At 40.1% G+C, this 18573-nt stretch carries 24 protein-coding genes and 1 tRNA gene; 2 read left to right on the top strand and 23 right to left on the bottom strand.

What is annotated here, in order from left to right; translation table 11 throughout:
- Positions 1 to 31: 31 nt before the first annotated feature.
- The 20 genes from OFO00_RS03210 to rplU form a co-directional block, all read right to left on the bottom strand.
- The gene (locus OFO00_RS03210; RefSeq protein ID WP_270864847.1) at positions 32 to 862 is read right to left on the bottom strand and encodes a hypothetical protein; all 831 of its coding nucleotides are present in this window, start codon (positions 860 to 862) and stop codon (positions 32 to 34) included.
- A gap of 1 nt (position 863) precedes the next feature.
- A complete protein-coding gene (locus OFO00_RS03205; protein ID WP_270858365.1) occupies positions 864 to 1334 on the bottom strand; it encodes an OmpA family protein in 471 nt (156 codons plus the stop codon).
- Positions 1335 to 1385: 51 nt separating this feature from the next.
- Positions 1386 to 2633, bottom strand: coding sequence for a Tol-Pal system protein TolB (gene tolB, locus OFO00_RS03200; protein ID WP_270864846.1), 1248 nt, complete (start codon positions 2631 to 2633; stop codon positions 1386 to 1388).
- A gap of 53 nt (positions 2634 to 2686) precedes the next feature.
- Complete coding sequence (locus tag OFO00_RS03195) at positions 2687 to 3619, bottom strand: TonB C-terminal domain-containing protein (protein WP_270864845.1); 933 nt, start codon at positions 3617 to 3619, stop codon at positions 2687 to 2689.
- The gene (locus OFO00_RS03190) at positions 3612 to 4010 is read right to left on the bottom strand and encodes an ExbD/TolR family protein (protein WP_270864844.1); all 399 of its coding nucleotides are present in this window, start codon (positions 4008 to 4010) and stop codon (positions 3612 to 3614) included. Before OFO00_RS03190 ends, OFO00_RS03195 begins: the two co-directional genes overlap by 8 nt.
- A gap of 6 nt (positions 4011 to 4016) precedes the next feature.
- Entirely contained in the window at positions 4017 to 4583 is a 567-nt protein-coding gene (locus OFO00_RS03185) for a MotA/TolQ/ExbB proton channel family protein (protein ID WP_270862173.1), read from the bottom strand.
- Positions 4584 to 4585: 2 nt separating this feature from the next.
- Positions 4586 to 4990 (bottom strand): ATP synthase F1 subunit epsilon, encoded by a 405-nt coding sequence (atpC, locus tag OFO00_RS03180; protein ID WP_270858370.1) that lies wholly within the window; start codon positions 4988 to 4990, stop codon positions 4586 to 4588.
- A gap of 9 nt (positions 4991 to 4999) precedes the next feature.
- Entirely contained in the window at positions 5000 to 6397 is a 1398-nt protein-coding gene (gene atpD / locus OFO00_RS03175) for a F0F1 ATP synthase subunit beta (protein WP_270858371.1), read from the bottom strand.
- An 18-nt stretch (positions 6398 to 6415) separates the two neighbouring features.
- On the bottom strand, positions 6416 to 7327 hold the full coding sequence (atpG, locus tag OFO00_RS03170; protein ID WP_270858372.1) for an ATP synthase F1 subunit gamma: 912 nt from the start codon (positions 7325 to 7327) through the stop codon (positions 6416 to 6418).
- A 12-nt stretch (positions 7328 to 7339) separates the two neighbouring features.
- On the bottom strand, positions 7340 to 8854 hold the full coding sequence (gene atpA, locus OFO00_RS03165) for a F0F1 ATP synthase subunit alpha (RefSeq protein ID WP_270858373.1): 1515 nt from the start codon (positions 8852 to 8854) through the stop codon (positions 7340 to 7342).
- Positions 8855 to 8867: 13 nt separating this feature from the next.
- Positions 8868 to 9398: a F0F1 ATP synthase subunit delta gene (locus OFO00_RS03160; protein ID WP_270858374.1), complete on the bottom strand. Its 531-nt coding sequence runs from the start codon at positions 9396 to 9398 to the stop codon at positions 8868 to 8870.
- Positions 9398 to 9910, bottom strand: a complete 513-nt coding sequence (locus OFO00_RS03155) for a F0F1 ATP synthase subunit B (RefSeq protein ID WP_270858375.1) — start codon at positions 9908 to 9910, stop codon at positions 9398 to 9400. The genes OFO00_RS03160 and OFO00_RS03155 overlap by 1 nt, the downstream gene beginning before the upstream one ends.
- 9 nt (positions 9911 to 9919) lie before the next feature.
- Positions 9920 to 10342: a F0F1 ATP synthase subunit B family protein gene (locus OFO00_RS03150; protein ID WP_270858376.1), complete on the bottom strand. Its 423-nt coding sequence runs from the start codon at positions 10340 to 10342 to the stop codon at positions 9920 to 9922.
- 71 nt (positions 10343 to 10413) lie between these two features.
- Positions 10414 to 11280: a ParB/RepB/Spo0J family partition protein gene (locus tag OFO00_RS03145; protein WP_270864843.1), complete on the bottom strand. Its 867-nt coding sequence runs from the start codon at positions 11278 to 11280 to the stop codon at positions 10414 to 10416.
- Positions 11277 to 12059: a ParA family protein gene (locus OFO00_RS03140; protein ID WP_270864842.1), complete on the bottom strand. Its 783-nt coding sequence runs from the start codon at positions 12057 to 12059 to the stop codon at positions 11277 to 11279. Before OFO00_RS03140 ends, OFO00_RS03145 begins: the two co-directional genes overlap by 4 nt.
- The gene (locus tag OFO00_RS03135) at positions 12056 to 12691 is read right to left on the bottom strand and encodes a biotin--[acetyl-CoA-carboxylase] ligase (RefSeq protein WP_270864841.1); all 636 of its coding nucleotides are present in this window, start codon (positions 12689 to 12691) and stop codon (positions 12056 to 12058) included. Before OFO00_RS03135 ends, OFO00_RS03140 begins: the two co-directional genes overlap by 4 nt.
- A complete protein-coding gene (fmt, locus tag OFO00_RS03130) occupies positions 12682 to 13602 on the bottom strand; it encodes a methionyl-tRNA formyltransferase (protein ID WP_270864840.1) in 921 nt (306 codons plus the stop codon). Before fmt ends, OFO00_RS03135 begins: the two co-directional genes overlap by 10 nt.
- Positions 13599 to 14645 carry a GTPase ObgE gene (obgE, locus tag OFO00_RS03125; RefSeq protein ID WP_270864839.1) on the bottom strand — a complete coding sequence of 349 codons (1047 nt, stop codon included), beginning with the start codon at positions 14643 to 14645 and terminating at the stop codon, positions 13599 to 13601. The genes fmt and obgE overlap by 4 nt, the downstream gene beginning before the upstream one ends.
- A gap of 101 nt (positions 14646 to 14746) precedes the next feature.
- Positions 14747 to 15004, bottom strand: coding sequence for a 50S ribosomal protein L27 (rpmA, locus tag OFO00_RS03120; RefSeq protein ID WP_270858382.1), 258 nt, complete (start codon positions 15002 to 15004; stop codon positions 14747 to 14749).
- A 10-nt stretch (positions 15005 to 15014) separates the two neighbouring features.
- Positions 15015 to 15323, bottom strand: a complete 309-nt coding sequence (gene rplU, locus OFO00_RS03115) for a 50S ribosomal protein L21 (protein WP_270858383.1) — start codon at positions 15321 to 15323, stop codon at positions 15015 to 15017.
- 206 nt (positions 15324 to 15529) lie between these two features.
- On the opposite strand from rplU, the gene OFO00_RS03110 reads away from it, so the two are divergent.
- Both OFO00_RS03110 and OFO00_RS03105 read left to right on the top strand, forming a co-directional pair.
- Positions 15530 to 15964: a hypothetical protein gene (locus OFO00_RS03110; protein ID WP_270858384.1), complete on the top strand. Its 435-nt coding sequence runs from the start codon at positions 15530 to 15532 to the stop codon at positions 15962 to 15964.
- Between the two features lie 91 nt (positions 15965 to 16055).
- Positions 16056 to 16517: a DUF411 domain-containing protein gene (locus OFO00_RS03105; protein WP_270864838.1), complete on the top strand. Its 462-nt coding sequence runs from the start codon at positions 16056 to 16058 to the stop codon at positions 16515 to 16517.
- 234 nt (positions 16518 to 16751) lie between these two features.
- Here OFO00_RS03105 and OFO00_RS03100 read toward each other — a convergent pair.
- The 3 genes from OFO00_RS03100 to OFO00_RS03090 form a co-directional block, all read right to left on the bottom strand.
- Positions 16752 to 16825: transfer RNA gene (locus OFO00_RS03100), tRNA-Gln, on the bottom strand.
- Between the two features lie 7 nt (positions 16826 to 16832).
- The gene (locus tag OFO00_RS03095; RefSeq protein WP_270864837.1) at positions 16833 to 17483 is read right to left on the bottom strand and encodes an HAD family hydrolase; all 651 of its coding nucleotides are present in this window, start codon (positions 17481 to 17483) and stop codon (positions 16833 to 16835) included.
- Positions 17484 to 17536: 53 nt separating this feature from the next.
- On the bottom strand, positions 17537 to 18538 hold the full coding sequence (locus OFO00_RS03090; protein ID WP_270864836.1) for an OmpA family protein: 1002 nt from the start codon (positions 18536 to 18538) through the stop codon (positions 17537 to 17539).
- Positions 18539 to 18573 lie beyond the last annotated feature (35 nt).

Raw genomic sequence — 18573 nt, 5'->3', positions numbered from 1 at the left:
TCCTTAAATTAAAATTTATCAAATTTTGATTTTAGCGTGTTGGTGCAGCTTTAGCCTCTTTTGAATCAGGGTAAGATGATTTTAGAGCGTTGTAAAATTTCGTTCCGCTTGCGCTATCCCCGATTTTATCGAAGCTAATTGCTGTGTGATATAAAAGTCTTGGTGTGTAGTCTTGTTTTTGATTGTGCGAAATGCTCTTTTTGTAGTAATTAATCGCGTCCCCGTAAGAGCCCGAAAAATACGCCACTTCGCCTAACATATAATTTGATCTTGCTGGTTGATAATTTTTGCTAGCAAGGTAAGCGTAGCGCTCTTTGGCGCCTGCATAGTCTTTTTTCTTAAATAATTCCTCTGCCTCTTTTGCGATTGAAGCATTGTCTTTGGCGCTAAAATTTGATTTATTTGTGATAGTTGCACTAGCGCCCTTGGCACTTTGAGCGCCAGTATTTTTGCTTATTTCAGCGTTTTTTTTTACGCTTGAATTTCCAAGTTTTGCATTAATTTCAGAAATTTGAGATTTTAGCCATGCGATATCTTTTTTCATCTGATCTAGCTCGCTGCTGCCGTTACTGCGACCAGTCGTGCGAATCTCTAAATCAGCCACTCTGCTTTCTAAATTTGAAACTTTTTCATTAGCCCCTTCTACGACAGTGCGCAAACCCTCCATGTTTTCATTAACACTATTTAGGTTGTTTTGCATATCATTTACTTTTTTACGATTGTCGCGTAGGAATTGCTCGTTTTCTGTCAGACCATAAGAGCTGTCTGAACCGATATTGCCAGCGTCAAATGCCGAAACTTCTGCATGTAAAAAAGCTGTAACGCCAAGAAGCGCCACAGCTAAATTTGATTTGAAACTCAAATTAGAAACCTACTTTGAATTCGTCGCGTCTGTTTTGAGCGTCGCACTCTTTTGTGCCATTTTTGCATACTGTGTTGCTCTCGCCGTAGCTAACAACTGATAGTCTGTCGCCATTTACGCCTTGTGCAACCAATGCATCTTTTGCAGCTTTTGCTCTTTTTAGACCAAGAGCGTAGTTGTATTCATCTGTGCCCCACTCATCGCAGTTACCTTCAACTTTAACAGTTAAAGCCTCTGCGCCAGCTTGGTTGAATAAAGCTGCGTTGTTGTTGATTGTACCTTGTTGATCAGCGCGGATATTAAATCTATCGAAATCAAAATATACATTGCCAACTTCGCTTTGAATTTGAGCAGCTAATGCAGCCAATCTGTCAGCATCGCTTAAATTTGAATCTACCTCTGGATTCTTTTTAGAACAACCGCTCAAAAGTAGAGCAGCAACTGCAACTGAAGTTAAAACTAAATGTTTCATACTTATCCTTTCAAAAAAAATTACAAGATTATAGCATAAAAATATTTAAAATTACCAATCAACCGATTGAATTTGACCGATTTTTAATGGAAATTGAAAACTTTTATTCTCATTTACACGGATAATTCCTACTGAACTTCCACCGCCTGCTTGTTTGATATACATAACACTGCCACCGTCGCTAGAAAATCTAGGGAACATATTTTTGCCACCAGATGTTAGCTGGCGAATCATATCTGTTTGAGTTGAGATCATATAGATATTAAAGCTACCAGATCCGTCGCGACTAGAATAGACTATATAATTTCCATTTGTGCTAATTGAGTTGTTATTTTTGCCATGATAGACCATTTGTGTTACATTTCCACCATTTATGCTAGTGGCAAAAATATTTGGATATCCAAGTCTATCGCTTACAAAAGCCACCCTTGAATCGCCGTCGATGAAATTTCCATTTACATCGATTCCCGGATAATCTGTAATCTGTTTAGCTGAACCTGAGCCTATGTCATATAGATAAATATCTGGTTGGTCTTTTGGTGCGTTTGTAATTAGAAGTTTGCGACCATCAGAGCTTACATCGCCTACGATTGTCATACCTTTACCTGTGAAAATTTTACTTTTTGAGCCGTTTGAAAGGTTGTATTTATAAATCGCAGGGGTATTTTGATTCACATAGTAAGTATAGTAAAATTCATTTTGTGCCGCACTCGCCCATTTAGGGAAGATGTTTAATCCACCACGCAAAACTACCTTTTGGTATGTCAGCGTATAATCAGCCACCATAATCTCACTCTCTTTTGTCGAAGTATATCGAGAGAGCAAAATCATCTCTTTCATCCAATCCACATCAGAATATCCTAGCTCTTTTACGATTTCAGAAACTGCCATGTGAGCCAAAAATGGGTATTTCTCGGCGTTTGAGAGAGAAAAGCTTTTCTCATACATTACTCTGCCAGTCCCAGCCTCGATGACTTTGGCCTTTAAATTCATAGGCGATGTTTTGTCGCTAACTGCGTATCTTACGATAAGCGCAGCCCCTAGCTCGCCCAAATTTGAATTAGCGTCCCCGTTATAATCGCTCACCAAATACTCGTCGCTAACATCGAAAGTAGCGCCAACCTTTAAATCCCCTACCATGAGTTTAAAAAATTTGTTGTTAAACTCAGCGTTTGAAAGATTTGATGCATTTTGAACGACAATTCTTGGCAGGCTTACGCCCTCGTTTGTAATCGTAGTCGTCGCATCTGCCGCAAAAACAGCCATACAAAATGCAAAAATCAACATTAAATTTTTCATTATCTCTCCTTGCAAAATTTTAAAAAAATGCAATTGTAGTAAAAATTTGTAAATTAAAATTTATTTCTAACTACATCGTTTAAATTTATCTCATAAATAAAAGGCTTCCCGTCAGGCGATTTTGGGAAATTTTGCATTTCCAAATTTCCTAGGAAATCTCTTAGTTTTTGGTTAAATTCGGTATTTGCTCCAAGTCTTTTGATCTGATAATCGCTAATCCTGCCGTCCCCGCCAAAGGTTACAACGACGGTAGAATCGTCATTGACGGTGGTTGCGTATTTGCTCCAAAGGCGTTGGAGGATTTTATTTATCTTGCCACGGTATGCGTCGTATTCGCCAGTAAGCTGGGTTTTGCCGGTAACGACATTTGATTTTACTAGCGCGTTGCGCGAAGTCGCCTGATTTTTCGCCTTGGTTTGGGTTTGTTTGTCTGATTTTTTGCTACTTTGCACAGCGTCGTTTTTAGAAACACTCTCGCTTAGCTTTTTGTTATCTTTCGTAGTATCAGAAAACAGATCGTTCAAATTTGGCTCAGGCTCTTTTTTAGCCTCCTCTTTTGGTTTTGGCTCTTCTGGCTTTTTCTCTGGGATTGGCTCGGGTTCTGGCTCTGGTTTTGGCTCCTCTTTTTTTACCTCTTCCTTTGCTGGCTCTGGTTTTGGCGCAGGTGGTGGAGGTGGGGTAGTAACCTCAGTCGTAGTTTTTAGAGTTTCTTCTTCGACTGGTTTTTCTTCTTGCTCGTGTTGGTCGCCCTCTTTGTCCTCTTCGGCGATATTTGGGGCTGTTGGTATCGGCGAATCATCAAAATCTATTGGGATTGCGATATCCATAATCGCGCCCAAATCATCGGTGTATTTTTTCGCTTTATTTTTGTATTCTGAAATTTGATAAAGAAAAATAGCAAGCAAGCTAAAATATAGAGCCAAAGCGATTAGAAATGATCTGAAATTATCATATCTAACCCCGGTGAAATTTGAATATCTAGCCATTTGTTTGAAGCACAACCTTATTAAAACCAGCTTGTTTTAGCGTCTTTAAAACAAACATTACATTATCATAAATGATTTTTTTATCGGCTTGGATATAAACTGGCTTATCCACAGCGTATTTGCCGCTACTTTTGATGAGTTGCAAATTATCTGGAAATTCAGCCAAACTCATAGTGCTAGTGTCGATATAAATTTTGCTATCTGGATCTACGCGCACTAGCATAAATTCGGCTGTATTTTGTGATGAAGCCGATTTCGAACCGCTTGGAAGCTCGATTCTCTCATCATAAATAATCGCAGTTTGCGCCACCATTAAAATAGCGAGCAAAACCAGCATAATATCGACAAGCGGAGTTATATTTAATTCAGGATTTTCATCGAAATTATACATACAACTCTACTTTGCGCCTGCTTTATGAAGCAAGATATCAGATGTGCGGTTTATAATGCTTGTAACCTCATAAGCTTTACGCTTAATAAGTAAAGCAAAAGTATATGCAGGAATAGCGACGAAAATTCCACAACCTGTCGCAACCAAAGCCTCACTAATAGCTGGTGCGATGGTATCTATTCCCGAATTTCCGCCCCCTAGCTTTGAAAATGTATCCAAAATACTAACAACCGTTCCAAAAAGCCCTATAAATGGCGATGTCGAAGCGATAATAGAAAGCCAAGTTAGCCCACTAGTAGCGTCGCGCTCAGCCTTGCTTTTATAGACATTTAGGGCCTCTTTGGTCGTTCGCTCGGGAGTAATTTTTTGAAAAATCGATCCAGAAAGCGCAATCTTGCCACCCATTAAAAGCGATTCTAGCGCCTTTGTTTCTTTGACTTGCCATGCACTAAGCCCTGCGTAGCGCGAAATTAAAATGGTAAATGTAACTATAAAATATATCGAAAGCCAAGAAAGCACAAATATTGTAATAAATGTGCTTCTTGTAAAATAACTTAAAATAAGATCCAACATACTTATTTTTGCCTTGCAAATTCATCAACTCTGGCCATGATAGCAGAGGTAGCCATAGTATCTGTGCTGATAGAATTTAGCAATTCTTTGGCTTTTTGCAACGATTTTGCGACAGCATTTTCGCTATCGCCACCTATCGCCACAGCCTGAGTTGCCAAAATAGTGGTTTTTTCCTCATCGACTTTTAAAAATCCACCATTTACTATGACTAATTGTTTTTTGCCCTCTTTATCTACAATCTCAACGATACCACCCTCGTTGCCGTTTTTCAGACCAGTCAGCAAGGTAGAGTGTCCAGGCAAAACGCCAAGTTCGCCAGTTTGGCCTGGAAGTTGGACAGACGCAACTTCGCCAGAGAATACCAAACCCTCTGGCGTAACGATTTCTAATAGTAAAAATTTATTCATAGCAGATTCCTATGCCTTCATTTTTTCGGCTTTTGCCACTACCTCGTCAATATTTCCTACCATATAGAAAGCATTTTCAGGTAAATCATCATATTTACCCTCTAAAATTCCCTTAAATCCAGCGATAGTCTCTTCAAGGCTGATATATTTACCAGGGCTTCCTGTGAAAACTTCGGCGACAAAGAAAGGTTGTGAAAGATAACGCTCGACCTTTCTAGCTCTATCAACCACAAGTTTATCCTCTTCGCTAAGCTCGTCCATACCAAGAATTGCGATAATATCTTGCAAATCTTTGTATTTTTGAAGCACAGCTTGAACGCCACGAGCTACCTTGTAATGCTCTTCACCGATGATTTGCGGATCAAGCATTCTTGAAGTTGAATCAAGTGGATCAACCGCAGGATAAATTCCTTTTTCTGCAATCGCTCTGTTTAGAACGGTTGTCGCATCAAGGTGAGCAAAAACCGTTGCAGGAGCAGGGTCTGTAAGGTCATCAGCAGGAACATAAACAGCTTGAACTGATGTAATTGAGCCTTTTTTAGTCGATGTAATACGCTCTTGAAGTTTTCCCATTTCGCTAGCCAAAGTCGGTTGGTAACCAACGGCACTTGGAATTCGTCCTAGAAGCGCTGACATCTCTGAACCTGATTGAGAAAATCTAAAAATGTTATCGATAAACATCAAAACATCTAGTCCTAGCTCATCACGGAAATACTCAGCCATTGTAAGACCAGTCAAAGCGATACGGTTTCTTGCTCCCGGTGGTTCGTTCATTTGACCATAGGTTAAGGCAACTTTATCCAAAACTCCGGATTCCTTCATTTCGTTATAAAGGTCGTTTCCCTCTCTTGTTCGCTCGCCAACGCCCGCAAATACAGAGTAACCGCTATGTTTGAAGGCAACATTGTGGATTAACTCCATAATAATAACGGTTTTACCAACACCGGCACCGCCAAATAGTCCAACTTTTCCACCTTTTGCATAAGGAGCTAGCAAATCTACGACTTTAATACCGGTTTCAAAAATTTCGCTTTTTGTGCTTTGATTTTCAAAGCTTGGCGGATCTCTGTGGATTGACCAGCGAGTTTCGAAATTTTCCTCTTCGCCCTCATCAATCAAATCGCCTGTAACATTAAAAATTCTACCCAAAACTTTTTCGCCAACAGGAACGCTAATAGGCGCACCAAGTGCTACGGCCTCCAAACCACGGCGCAAACCATCACTCATATCCATAGCGATTGTTCTTACGCGGTTATCACCTAAGTGAGCTGCAACTTCTAAAATTAATCTTTTTGATTCGCCTTCGACATCGTATTTGACTTCGATAGCTTCGTTAATTTTAGGTAAGTAGTCATTGAAATCGACATCAACGACAGGACCCATTACCTGAGAAATTATTCCCTTCATTAATTCTCCTTTCATTTATTATTTCATTGATTCTACGCCGCTGATAATCTCTATCAGCTCAGTAGTAATAGAACTTTGTCTAGCTTTATTATATGCCAAATTTAGCTGAGCGACACGCTCTTTTGCGTTGTTTGTCGCGTTTTCCATGGCATTCATTCTAGAACAATGTTCTGCTGCAAGTGAATCTATCAGAGCATAATACATACTATAACTCAAATAGCTTTGCACCAAATTCATCATCAAAATTTCTTCATCTTCTGGATACTGAACTTCTACTTCCATTACAGAACCAGTTTTAAAAGCACTCTCATCGATTTCCGGCTGTCCGATAGGCACGAGGGTAGAAACTCTCATTTCTTGCGAAATCATATTCAAATATCCATTGTGGATAAGAACGATTTTATCAGTTTTGCCCTCTCTAAAATCAGCAACCGCAGCATTTACGATATCATTAGCCTTCTCAGGATTTGGCGATGAGCTTACGCCAACATATCTTTCTAAAAGCTCGACACCTTGGAAGTTAAAATACTCGATGCCTTTTTTGCCCACAGCTCTTAGGCGAACTTTTACATTTTTCGCTTTATACTCTTCGATTAGGGCTTTTACTTGTTTAATGGTATTGATATTAAAACCACCGCAAAGTCCCTTATCTGCTGTGATAAAAAGCAAATCAACAACTTTGACTTCTCTGCTTGTGTTAAAAATTTTTAGCTTATCATCATCACCCACGCTAGCGGCTACATAATCTTTGATTCGTGCTGAAATTTCGCCAAGAACATCGTTGATCTTCACAGCATAAGCACGAGAGCGCATAGCAGCTTCTTTGGTATTTTTAAGCTTTACATTAGAAACAAGCTTCATAGCTTTTGTTGTTTTTTCTGTATTTTTTACGCTTTTTATCTTTAACTTAATATCTTTTAAATTTGCCATTTTTTAGCCTTATTATGCCGAAAATGTCGCTTTAAAGTCATTTAATGCTTTTGCCAAATTCTCTTCTAAATCTTTTTCCAAAGTCTTTTTGGTTCTGATTTGCTCGAAAATTTCAGGGTATTTAGCCTCGATAAATGGATAAAGCTCAGCTTCAAATTTGCCGATTGCGCTTGGTGCGACATCGTCTAAATATCCCTTGCTACCTGCAAAAATAATGACGATTTGATTTTCAACTGGAAGCGGGCTGTAAGGTGGTTGTTTTAGGATTTCAACCATTCTTTGACCGCGGTCTAGTTGTTTTCTACTGCTTTCGTCCAAATCGCTTGCAAATTGTGCAAACGCTTGAAGTTCGCGGTATTGGGCAAGGTCTAGGCGAAGTGTGCCTGAAACTTTTTTAATCGCTTTGATTTGCGCTGAACCACCTACACGGCTAACTGAGAGACCAACATTGATCGCAGGGCGGATACCTGAGTTAAATAGACCTGATTCAAGGAAAATTTGACCATCAGTAATCGAAATAACATTTGTAGGGATATATGCTGAAACATCGCCCGCTTGTGTTTCGATAATAGGAAGCGCTGTTAAGCTACCAGCACCTAGCGCATCGCTTAGCTTACTAGCTCTTTCAAGTAAGCGAGAGTGTAGATAGAAAACATCGCCCGGATAAGCCTCGCGACCTGGTGGTCTTCTTAAAATCAATGACATTTCGCGGTATGCAACAGCGTGTTTGCTTAAATCATCATAAATAATCAAAGCATGGCGTGAGTTATCTCTGAAATACTCGCCCATTGTGCAACCTGAATATGGGGCTAGGTATTGAAGCGCAGCGGCCTCGCTAGCACCAGCTGAAACTACGATAGTGTATTCCATAGCGCCGTATTCTTCTAGTTTTTTAACGACTTGCGCTACGGTTGATTGTTTTTGACCGATAGCGACATAGATACAAACGACATCTTGACCTTTTTGGTTGATGATAGTATCAACTGCAACGGTTGTTTTACCTGTTTGTCTATCGCCGATGATTAGCTCTCTTTGACCTCTACCGATTGGAACAAGGGCGTCGATCGCTTTAAGACCTGTTTGAAGTGGCTCATGAACTGATTTTCTAGCCATAATACCTTTTGCTTTTTCTTCAACGAATCTTGTTGTATTTGTATCGATTGGACCTTTGCCGTCAATCGGCTCGCCAAGGGCATTTACAACGCGTCCGATTAGCGCGTCGCCTACCGGAACACGCAAAAGTTTGCCAAGTCTTTTTGCGCTACTTCCTTCATTAATACCGCTTGTATCGCCTAAAATAACGACACCGACACTGCTTTCTTCCAAATTCAGCGCAATACCGCGAGAGCCGTTTTCAAACTCAACCATTTCATTGGCCATAACATTTTTTAGGCCATAAACATTAGCGACACCGTCAGCAACAGATACAACCTTACCTGTCTCTTCGACATCAACGCTAAGATCAAAGCTTTCAATTCGCTCTTTAATTATGCTACTAATTTCGTCTGCTTTAATTTTCGCACCCACACTTTACTCCTTATTAAATTGCTTTTAAAATATATTCACTCATTTTTTGTTTCAATCTATCGATTGAAAAACTAATCTCAAATCCCAAATCCTCGACCTCGATTTTGATACCCTCATAGTCGCATTTGACTAGTTCGAGTAAAATTTCGGCGTTAAATTTCTTTGAAATTTTGCCTTGCAAATCTTTGATTTTATCCTCGCTAATATCTTGATTTGAGTAAATTTTGCCGTGGAATTTGTTATCCATAGCAGAGATATTTTTACGCAAATCATCTGTGATTTGAGGAATCAAACCAATTCTTCTGTTTTTGGCAAGAAATTTAATGAAATTTACGATTTTATCGCTTGGATCTTTGATAAAAGAAAGTATTAAATTCACTTTATCAGCGTCTTTGATTGTTGGAGATTTTATAATATCGCCAAATTTTGAAACCTTAAACGCAGATGAGATAGTCTCCAATGTGCCTAAAACAGCGCCTAATTCATCTTTTTTATAAGTTTTAATCAGTGCGCTTACATATTTTTTCGCCGTATTATCTATCATCACACAGCCTTTTTCTCAATGATATCAAGAAGCTTGTCTTGCTTGAATTCCATAGTATCTTTTGCAAAAACCTCATCTAAGATTTCATTTACGACCTCTTTTTCGATACGGCGTGTTTCGAAATCTTTTTGCTCAGCGAAAGATTTGTTTAAATTTTTAATCTCTTGCTCGCTCATTGCTTTTACTTTATCAGCCGCAAAAACAGCCTCTTTTTTAGCAGTTTCGATTAACGATGCGCCTTGGGCTTTTGCCTCTTCTAAATCTTTTTTTGCTTGTTCTTTTTTCTCATTTGATTCTTTTAAAATTCTTTGATTTGTTTCAAGGCGTTTAGCGATACTATCGATTCTGGCTTTGAAAGCGTCTTTTGCAGGGCCTTTTAGAAGGTAATATAAAATGCCGAAAAACAATACGAAATTTATCGTTCTCCATACTATATCGTAGTCTTTGGGGCCGTCATGTCCGCTAGCTAGCGAGATAAGTGGCAAAATAAGGAAAATTAGATATTTTTTCACGCCGACTCCTTAAATTTTTGAAAGTGCAGATTTGATTTCGTCTTTGAAATCAGGGATTTTCGCACTCAAATCACTTTTTAAGCTTGCTTTTTGTTCGTTTAAGCTTTCGCTAAATTTCGCAAAATCGGCCTCTAATTTAGCTTTTTGCTCAGCAATTTCCTTGCTAGCAACCTCTTTTGCGCTATCTACCGCTTCTTGCTTAATTTTACTTGCCTCGACCCTCGCAGCGTCAAGAACCTTTGCTATCTCTGCTTTGTTAGAATCGACATCTTGTGCGTTTTTTCTAGCATTTTCCTCATCTTCTCTAATCGCTTTTTCGCGCGCTTCCATGTGCGCAAGAAGCGGTTTGTAAAGCTTGGTATTTAAAAATGCTATTAGAGCTAAAAACACAATGATTGTCGTCAGCATTGCAGATACACTAATTTCTAGCATTACACCTCCTTGGCTAAATTTTATATAAACTTTGGATATTACAATAATTAAGATTAAAATTTAATATAATTTTAACCTATTTGTTTCATAAAGTCTGAAATTTGTGAAATTTCGCTAAATTCTATGAGAATTTTCTTATCTTTCACGCTGATTTTTCCAAATTTGTTTAATTTTTCTTTCAGCTTCATAAGTTCTGGCTTAAAGGTTTGGAATTCTTTATGGTTGTTTGCAGTTTTGACATTTTCTTTGCTTTTTAGTTTTTTGATTAAATCCTCGGTCTCTCTGACGCTGAGTTTTTGCCCAGTGATTGTATTTAAAACCAAAATTTGCTCATCTTCGCTAAGACCTACGATTACCTTAGCATGGCCTTGGCTGATTTTTTCTGTGCGCAAAGCATCTTGGAGCGGGGCTGATAAATTTAGCAAACGCATAGTGTTTGTGATTTGCGTGCGGGATTTTTTGATGATATCAGCCAACTCTTCTTGCGTGATTTTATACTCTTCGATTAGTTCGCGGTATGATTTGGCTAGCTCGATTGGGTTTAAATTTTCCCTTTGGATATTTTCGATTAGGGCTAGTTCGCGCATGTTTTGCGAACCAAGGTCCGCTACGACGGCTTTGATTTTGCCTAGACCTGCTAGCTTGGTTGCTCTTAGCCTTCTTTCGCCGGCGATTAGGACATAGGCGCCATTTTTTTCGATGACTACAATTGGCTGGATAAGGCCGTGTCTAAGGATACTCTCGCTTAGTTCGCGAAGTGCTTCTTCGTTGAAATTTAGCCTTGGTTGATATGGATTTGGCGAAATTTTATCCACATCGATTTCGATGACTAAATTTTCAGATTGTCCATCTTCTAGCTCTTTTGTGTATGCCTTTTCGACATCTTCTAAAATACTGCCTAAACCCCGTCCTAGCACACTTTTTTTGACCTTGCTCATCTTTTCTCCATTATTGCTTTTGCTAAATCCTGATACGCTAGCGAACCAGCCGATTTTTTATCATATAAAATTACCGGTTTGCCAAAGCTTGGGCTTTCGGCGAGTTTTACATTGCGTGGGATTACGACAAGGTTTTTATCCTTGCCGATGTAAAATAGATTTTTACCAAAATACTCTTGCAAATTCGCCACAGTTTCCTTGGCAAGGTTGTTTTGCGCAGAATACATTGTCGGCAAAAAGCCCCTGATTTGCAAATTTTTATTTATGGTTTGTTTGACGATTTTTATGGTATTTAGCACGAGTGCAACACCCTCTAATGCGTAAAATTCGCACTGAATCGGGATTATCACGCTATTGCTAGCTGCTAGGGCATTTACCGTGATACTGCCAAGCGTAGGTGGCGAATCAATAATGATATAATCATATATATCTTTTATCTCTTCGATTTTGTTTTTTAGGATTAGTTTGAAATCAGCCTCGTCAGCACTTTCGCGCTCGATACCAACTAGGCCGATATTTGAAGGGGCTAGATCCATATACTCCATTTGTGTTTTTTGTATGACTTCGGAGAGTTTTTTGCGACCAGTTAAGACATGGTAGATATTAAACTCAAAATCGCTTCTGTTAAACCCAAGCCCAGTCGTGGCGTTTGCCTGAGGATCGACATCGATTAGAAGCACTCGCTTTTTTTTCATCGCAAGCGATGCGCTTAAATTTATCGCTGTGGTTGTCTTGCCTACACCGCCTTTTTGGTTTGCAATCGTTATTATCTCGCTCATCTTAAACTATAAATCCTCTTTTTGTTTATTATTATCGCCCCGTCGTCGCAAAGCCTCGCTTGCGAGAGTGGGACCTTTTCGCCCTCGATATGAGCGCAAAAATTTTGAGACAGGCGAAATTGTAACGAAAATTTACTAAAAATTTGCTTCCACGAGATTTTATTTTTGTATAAATTTAAAAACCCCTCCACAGCGTCTTTTGGAGTGATTTTTATGTCTAATATACCCGCAAATTCGGGCGCGCTAACTAGGTTTATACCTATGCCACAAACTAGGATATTTTTTATTTTATTTGTCAAAATTCCGCCAATTTTGCGATCATTTATGTAAAAATCATTTGGCCATTTAAGCCAAATTTCAGAACCACGCGAAGCAAGAAATTCTCTCATTATCATCGCAAAATAAATGCTGCTCGATTGCAGTGGCACATCCTCTGGCAAATCGCTAATCTCCACGCAAAACGAAAACGCCAAATTTCCGCTTGCACTCTCCCAGCTATTTCCGCGCGAGCCCAGACCGCTACTTTGCGCCTGCGCCACTAGACAAAACGGCGCGCGAACGCTTTCGTTTTTCAATCTTTCGATTAATTCGCTTTGCGTCGAGGGCAAAATCCCAGCAAATTCTATCTGCATAAAAACTCGCCTACGCCCAGGCGTTTGCCATTTATAAAATCTAGCGCGCCAACTGGCTTTTTGCTTGGTTCTTGCAAGGCCGTGATTTTAATCGCGCCCCTTTTGCAAGAAAGGCAAAATCCGTCCTTTTGGATACTTAAAATTTGCCCAAATTTATCAAATTCTTTGTCTTTGAAATCCTGCGCTAACTCTAAATTTAAGATTTTAAGCCCCGAGGCAGTATAAATTCCAGGCCACGGAGTTAGAGCGCGAAATTTATTGTAAATCTCGCTTGCACTCTCATTAAAATCCACAAGGCCGTCAGATTTAAGGATTTTTTTGCAATGCGAAGCAAGGGCGGAATTTTGTTTAATCGGCGAAATTTGGGTGAAATTTTGCAAAACTTTGACAATGAGCTCACCTGCCAATTCTCCAAGCTCGCTAAAAAGCTCGCTAGCCATTTTGCCCTCGCACGAAGTGCGGGCAAAACCCAGCATATCGCCAGTATCTAACCCCTCGTCCATGAGCATTGCCGTTACGCCAGTTTGCGCTTCACCCGCTAAAATCGCGCTTTGGATAGGGCTAGCGCCACGGAATTTTGGCAAAATAGAAGCGTGCAAATTTATACACGGCGCAATCTCTAAAATCCCTTTTGGCAAAATTTGACCATACGCTGCCACGACGATAAAATCGGGTGCAAGTTCCCTAATAATGCGCTCATTATCACCCTCGCGCAATCTATTTGGCTGAAAAATCGGCACGCTTTTTAAATTTTCCTGCGCCCAGATTTTCACGCTTGGCGGGGTTAAAATTTGTTTTCTACCCACAGGGCGATCTGGCTGACAAAATATCCCCACAATCTCAAATTTAGCCGCCAATGCCCTTAAAATCGTCGTCGCATACTCTGGCGTGCCCATAAAAACTATTTTCATTTTTCCTCTTTTTTCACAAGTTTAAATAGCTCAAATTTTAGCTCGTTTATACCTGCGCCCGCAACGCTCGAAATCCCCATAACAAAGGCTGGTTTGCTCTCATCGAGCTTGCCAAACATTTCGTAATCTTGCCTTTTTTCGTATCCAAATTCGCGCAAAAATTCCTCGTATTTTTCCTCAAAATTTTCGCATGCGTCAAATTTCGTAAGCGCAATCGCAAAGGCGCGCTTTGCGAGATCTGGCGAGAATTTTTCAAGCTCGGCGCGAAGTGCGCGATATTGCTCGCCTAGGCTTCGATAATTTGCAAGATCAAGCATAAAAAGCAAAATTTTAGTTCTCTCAATATGGCGCAAAAATTTTAGCCCAAGCCCCTTGCCGTCGCTCGCCCCCTCGATAATACCAGGGATATCAGCGATGACGAAATTGCTAAACTCATCTACGCTAACCATGCCAAGCTTTGGCGTGATTGTGGTAAATTCGTAGTTTGCGATTTCGGGTTTGGCGTTTGAAACGACAGAGATTAGCGTGGATTTGCCGACATTTGGGAAGCCTACGAGTCCGACATCTGCGATGAGTTTTAGCTCTAATCGCACATTTTTAGCCTCGCCAGGAAGCCCTGGTTGAGCGTATTCAGGGCGCTGATTTACGGAATTTTTAAAATGCACATTTCCAAGGCCCCCTTTGCCGCCCTTTAAAAACAGCTCCGTTTGCCCGTCAATCGTCAAATCAAGCAAAAGCTCGCCACTATCATCGTCATACACCGCCGTTCCGGGTGGCACTATGAGATATAGATCCTCGCCGCTTTTGCCAGTTTTCTTGCGACCCTCGCCAGGCGCGCCATTTTGGGCTTTGAAAGCGCGTTTGCCTTTATAAAATGAGAGAGTATGGGAGTTTTTATCTACTTTAAAAAATACATCGCCACCTGCTCCGCCGTCTCCGCCGTCAGGTCCGCCTAAAATGACAAATTTTTCGCGTCTAAAACTTACGCACCCTGCTCCGCCCTTGCCGGAAGTTACACTAAATTTTGCACTATCTATAAACATAACAATCCTTAAATTTAAAAACGGCAATTATAGCCAAATCGGTTAAAAATACTTTTTAAAGTGGAAATTTTAAGAAGAAAAGGGGCGAAATGCCCCTAAAATTACGCAACAGGATAAACTGATACTTGTTTGCGATTTTTGTCTTTGCGCTCGAATTTTACTACGCCGTCGATTAGAGCGAAGATTGTGTGATCGTTGCCAAGACCTACATTGCTACCTGGGTGAGTTGCAGTGCCTCTTTGGCGGATGATGATATTGCCAGCTCTAACAAACTCGCCACCGAATTTTTTCACACCTAAGCGGCGTCCGATACTATCACGGTTATTTTGGGTTGAACCTTGACCTTTTTTGTGTGCCATTAGCTATCCTTTATGCGTTGATTGCGACAACTTTGACGCGAGTGTATTGGCGTCTGAAACCGCGTTTTAATTTTGAGTCTTTTCTTCTGCGTTTTTTGTAGATTACGACTTTTTTGTCTTTACCCTCTGTAACGACCTCTAAAACCACCTTTGCACCCTTAACAAATGGCGCACCTACCTTTAACTCGCCGTCATTTAGCGCTAAAACTTCGCTAAGTTCGACTTTACTTTTTGGCTCTGCTGCAAAATGATCTAGATTTAGGTAGTTTCCCTCTTCTACTCTATATTGCTTGCCGCCGTGTTTGATGATTGCATACATCAAAGCTCCTTAAAAATTTGGTAGCCAAAAGGGCATTTGCATTGCAAAATTTAATAGCCCGATTTGGTAATAAACTTGGGATTTTATCTTAAATTTCATAAATTCCTACTGAAACGCATAATAAAATTTAAGATATTTGCAGTTTTAATTTTAAACTAAACATAAATGTGATACTATCAGCCTGAATTTATTTTAGGAGAATTTAGATGAAAAAATTAGCTGCGATAATCCTTTTATCCGCTATTTTCACAGGCTGTTCTAACTGGAATATAGCCAACCAACCAACCGGCGCACGCACTCAAAGCGCTTCTCAAACCACTGCCCCAGCAAATGAGCCGAGCATAAGTGGCGTGACAGACAAAGTCCAAGAGGTCTCAAACGACACCGTAGAAATGGTCGAAGAAAACCTACCAGATGCAAGCACAACCGATGCCGTAGTCAATAAAAGCGATGCTTTTCATATCAACCAAGTAATTTCAGCGTGGAATAAACAGCCAGATTCTATCCGCACTACCGCAAACAACGGCAATATCTACACTTGGAAAAACTACAAGCCAGGTTGCGATGTCTCTTTAACTAGCGATTCTGAAGGCTATGTCCCTAAATCTGCGATCTCATCAGCAATCTCAAAATGCTTATAATCCACCTTCCTTGCCAAATTTGGCAAGGAATTTTTAAAATTTAATCTTTTGTCATATAATCGCCACAATTTTTGTAATCAAAGGATTTATAATGAATAAAATTTTACTCTCCACAGCGCTTTTTGGCGTATTTTGCGCGAATTTGCACGCTAGTAATTTCATCGAAATTTATCAGGGCTTAACCTGCGAGTGCTGCCACAAATGGTCAGCTTATCTGCGCGAAAATGGCTTTGAGACCAAACATATCTACTTGGACGATGAAGCTTTTATCCAAAAAAAATACGATGAAAATGTCCCATTGGAGCTTGCTAGCTGCCACACTGCACTGATTGATGGCTATGTCGTCGAAGGCCATGTCCCAGCAGGCGAAATCCGCATAATCCTAAATCAAAAACCAAGCGATATTGTAGGAATCGCAGTTCCTGCCATGCCATTAGAAAGCCCGGGCATGGAAGTGGGCGCCGAGCCTGAGATTTACGATGTCATCGCAATCAAAAAAGACGGCACCACAAAGGTCGTCGCCACATACAAAGGCAAGGAAAAAATCAAATAAAATTTGGCGAATTTTAAAATTCGCCAAATTTGAGTTACAAGAAGTTATTAGTTAAATTTATAGTTATATCCGATTTCATAAAAATCCTTTCAGATAAAATTTTACTTAAATTAAAAATTTAAATAAATCCTCGCCATGATACCCCCCCCTTTTTTTTTTAAAATTTTCTTAAATTTCGCTGAAATGGGAGCTTGCGAGCAGAATTTTTATAAAAATTTCGATTTTTTGGAGTTTTGGATGGGCTAATAGGGGTCGAACCTATATTCACGAATCCAGAGTTCGTTGTCCTGCCATTAGACGATAGCCCAAGGGGAATTATAAATTTTGTTTGATTAAACTCACTGCCGCGTAAGCGTTTTCGCAGACAAACTCGCAGTGCTTTCTAAGCTGCGCCTCATCGCCATACCCACACATTACACCCACGCTACGCGCTCCGGCGTTGCTTGCGGCTAGTGCGTCTAGCTTCGTATCGCCCACCATAAAAACGCTTTTATCCACAGGCAAACCTAATCCCTTCATCGCGTTTATGATAGGTTCTGCGTGCGGTTTGACATACTCTACATCTTCTCTGCCGATTATCACGCTAAAAAACTCGCCAACGCCAAGTTTGTCTAGCAAGAGTTTCGAGAATTTCGATGTTTTCGTGGTAACTACGCCTAAATTTGCAAATTTAGCACCAAATTCCACAGCTTCGTAAGCACTCTGCAAAAGCGTGGTTTGATCTAGATAAATTTTGACATATTTTTCTTTATAGAGCCTTACATATTCGCTCGTATCGCCCACTACGCCAAGTCCAGCGAAAATTTCATCTAGCGGATAGCCGATTAGTTTTTTGATCGCTTCATTATCTGGGCAAGCCTCGCCCATTTTAGAAAAAGCATAAGCAAAACCCTCCAAAATCGCAGAGGTCGAATCTATCAAAGTCCCGTCTAAATCAAATAAAATTGTAGTGTTAAATTTCTGCATTTTTGTAAATAAAAAAAGCGGAGCCTAAGCCCCGCTTAAAATTTTTAGAAAGATTATTTTCTAAATTTAGCATCAACGCGTCTGTTTTGAGCGCGGCCTTCTTTTGTAGCGTTTGTAGCGATTGGTTGAGACTCGCCATAGCCTACGCTAGAAATTCTAGCAGCATCAACGCCGAAGTTTTGCAATGCGCCAGCAACAGCAGCTGCTCTTCTCTCAGATAGTTTTTGGTTGTAAGCGTCTGAACCAGTGCTATCTGTGTGGCCTTCTAGGATTACGCTGTAATCTGAGTGCTCGTTTAGATAGTCGCTTACATTTTTGATTTCGCTCATGTATTCATCTGAAATTTTTGAGCTATCAGTAGCGAAATTTACGCCTAGGTTTAGTCTGATTACTTTTTCGCAGCCGTATTCATCTACAACTACACCAGCAGCTGTGCCTGGGCATCTGTCCATATCATCGCATACGCCGTCATTGTCTGAATCTACGCAGCCAGTTGCAGCGTCAGCGAATCTTTTACCGAAATCAACAGCGAAGCCAAGTGTGTAGAATAGAACATGGTTGCCGTCTTCGAATCTGATAGCATCTCTTGCTTCAAGTTTTGTAGCGAAGTTTCTTGTGATGTAGTATTTCATACCTAGACCATATTGCCAGAAACCGCTGTCTTGGTCGCCGTCATTAAATACATCTTTGCTATAATCCATATAACCAACACCAGTTAAGCCATATAGTTTGAAGTTGTCAGTGAAATTTACTAAATCTTTTACCAAGTTGATGTGGTAGTATTTAGCGTTTGGCTCTTTGCCACCATTTCTGTGAGCAAGGTCTTCTAAACCGATATCGCGAGAATAGTCAAAACCTAACTCGATTTGATCGATAAATGAATCTTGAAGGTTTTTAGCTAGGCGAAGACCTGCCATGAAATTTGAATCCAAATCCATGTTACCTTCGTGAGTCATACCACCGATTGTAGGAGTGATCTCCCAGTGATAATCCGCATCTGTTGCAAGTAGTGCACTTGATGCACACAAGCTTAGTACAAGTAAAACTTTTTTCATTAAACATCCTTTCGAAATGAATTTAAAACTTTTAA

It is taken from the genome of Campylobacter sp. VBCF_04 NA7 (assembly GCF_027737405.1).
Classification (GTDB): Bacteria; Campylobacterota; Campylobacteria; order Campylobacterales; family Campylobacteraceae; genus Campylobacter_B.
The sequence above is the reverse complement of the archived record's forward strand: the minus strand, read 5'-3'. Positions and strand labels throughout refer to the sequence as shown.

Excerpts from the sequence above, each read along its gene's own strand:
- OFO00_RS03205 (WP_270858365.1), bottom strand. The coding sequence starts at position 1,334 with ATGAAACATTTAGTTTTAACTTCAGTTGCAGTTGCTGCTCTACTTTTG.
- tolB (WP_270864846.1), bottom strand. The coding sequence starts at position 2,633 with ATGAAAAATTTAATGTTGATTTTTGCATTTTGTATGGCTGTTTTTGCG.
- OFO00_RS03195 (WP_270864845.1), bottom strand. The coding sequence starts at position 3,619 with ATGGCTAGATATTCAAATTTCACCGGGGTTAGATATGATAATTTCAGA.
- OFO00_RS03190 (WP_270864844.1), bottom strand. The coding sequence starts at position 4,010 with ATGTATAATTTCGATGAAAATCCTGAATTAAATATAACTCCGCTTGTC.
- OFO00_RS03185 (WP_270862173.1), bottom strand. The coding sequence starts at position 4,583 with ATGTTGGATCTTATTTTAAGTTATTTTACAAGAAGCACATTTATTACA.
- atpC (WP_270858370.1), bottom strand. The coding sequence starts at position 4,990 with ATGAATAAATTTTTACTATTAGAAATCGTTACGCCAGAGGGTTTGGTA.
- atpD (WP_270858371.1), bottom strand. The coding sequence starts at position 6,397 with ATGAAGGGAATAATTTCTCAGGTAATGGGTCCTGTCGTTGATGTCGAT.
- atpG (WP_270858372.1), bottom strand. The coding sequence starts at position 7,327 with ATGGCAAATTTAAAAGATATTAAGTTAAAGATAAAAAGCGTAAAAAAT.
- OFO00_RS03160 (WP_270858374.1), bottom strand. The coding sequence starts at position 9,398 with ATGATAGATAATACGGCGAAAAAATATGTAAGCGCACTGATTAAAACT.
- OFO00_RS03150 (WP_270858376.1), bottom strand. The coding sequence starts at position 10,342 with ATGCTAGAAATTAGTGTATCTGCAATGCTGACGACAATCATTGTGTTT.
- OFO00_RS03145 (WP_270864843.1), bottom strand. The coding sequence starts at position 11,280 with ATGAGCAAGGTCAAAAAAAGTGTGCTAGGACGGGGTTTAGGCAGTATT.
- OFO00_RS03140 (WP_270864842.1), bottom strand. The coding sequence starts at position 12,059 with ATGAGCGAGATAATAACGATTGCAAACCAAAAAGGCGGTGTAGGCAAG.
- OFO00_RS03135 (WP_270864841.1), bottom strand. The coding sequence starts at position 12,691 with ATGCAGATAGAATTTGCTGGGATTTTGCCCTCGACGCAAAGCGAATTA.
- fmt (WP_270864840.1), bottom strand. The coding sequence starts at position 13,602 with ATGAAAATAGTTTTTATGGGCACGCCAGAGTATGCGACGACGATTTTA.
- obgE (WP_270864839.1), bottom strand. The coding sequence starts at position 14,645 with ATGTTTATAGATAGTGCAAAATTTAGTGTAACTTCCGGCAAGGGCGGA.
- rpmA (WP_270858382.1), bottom strand. The coding sequence starts at position 15,004 with ATGGCACACAAAAAAGGTCAAGGTTCAACCCAAAATAACCGTGATAGT.
- rplU (WP_270858383.1), bottom strand. The coding sequence starts at position 15,323 with ATGTATGCAATCATCAAACACGGCGGCAAGCAATATAGAGTAGAAGAG.
- OFO00_RS03110 (WP_270858384.1), top strand. The coding sequence starts at position 15,530 with ATGAAAAAATTAGCTGCGATAATCCTTTTATCCGCTATTTTCACAGGC.
- OFO00_RS03105 (WP_270864838.1), top strand. The coding sequence starts at position 16,056 with ATGAATAAAATTTTACTCTCCACAGCGCTTTTTGGCGTATTTTGCGCG.
- OFO00_RS03095 (WP_270864837.1), bottom strand. The coding sequence starts at position 17,483 with ATGCAGAAATTTAACACTACAATTTTATTTGATTTAGACGGGACTTTG.
- OFO00_RS03090 (WP_270864836.1), bottom strand. The coding sequence starts at position 18,538 with ATGAAAAAAGTTTTACTTGTACTAAGCTTGTGTGCATCAAGTGCACTA.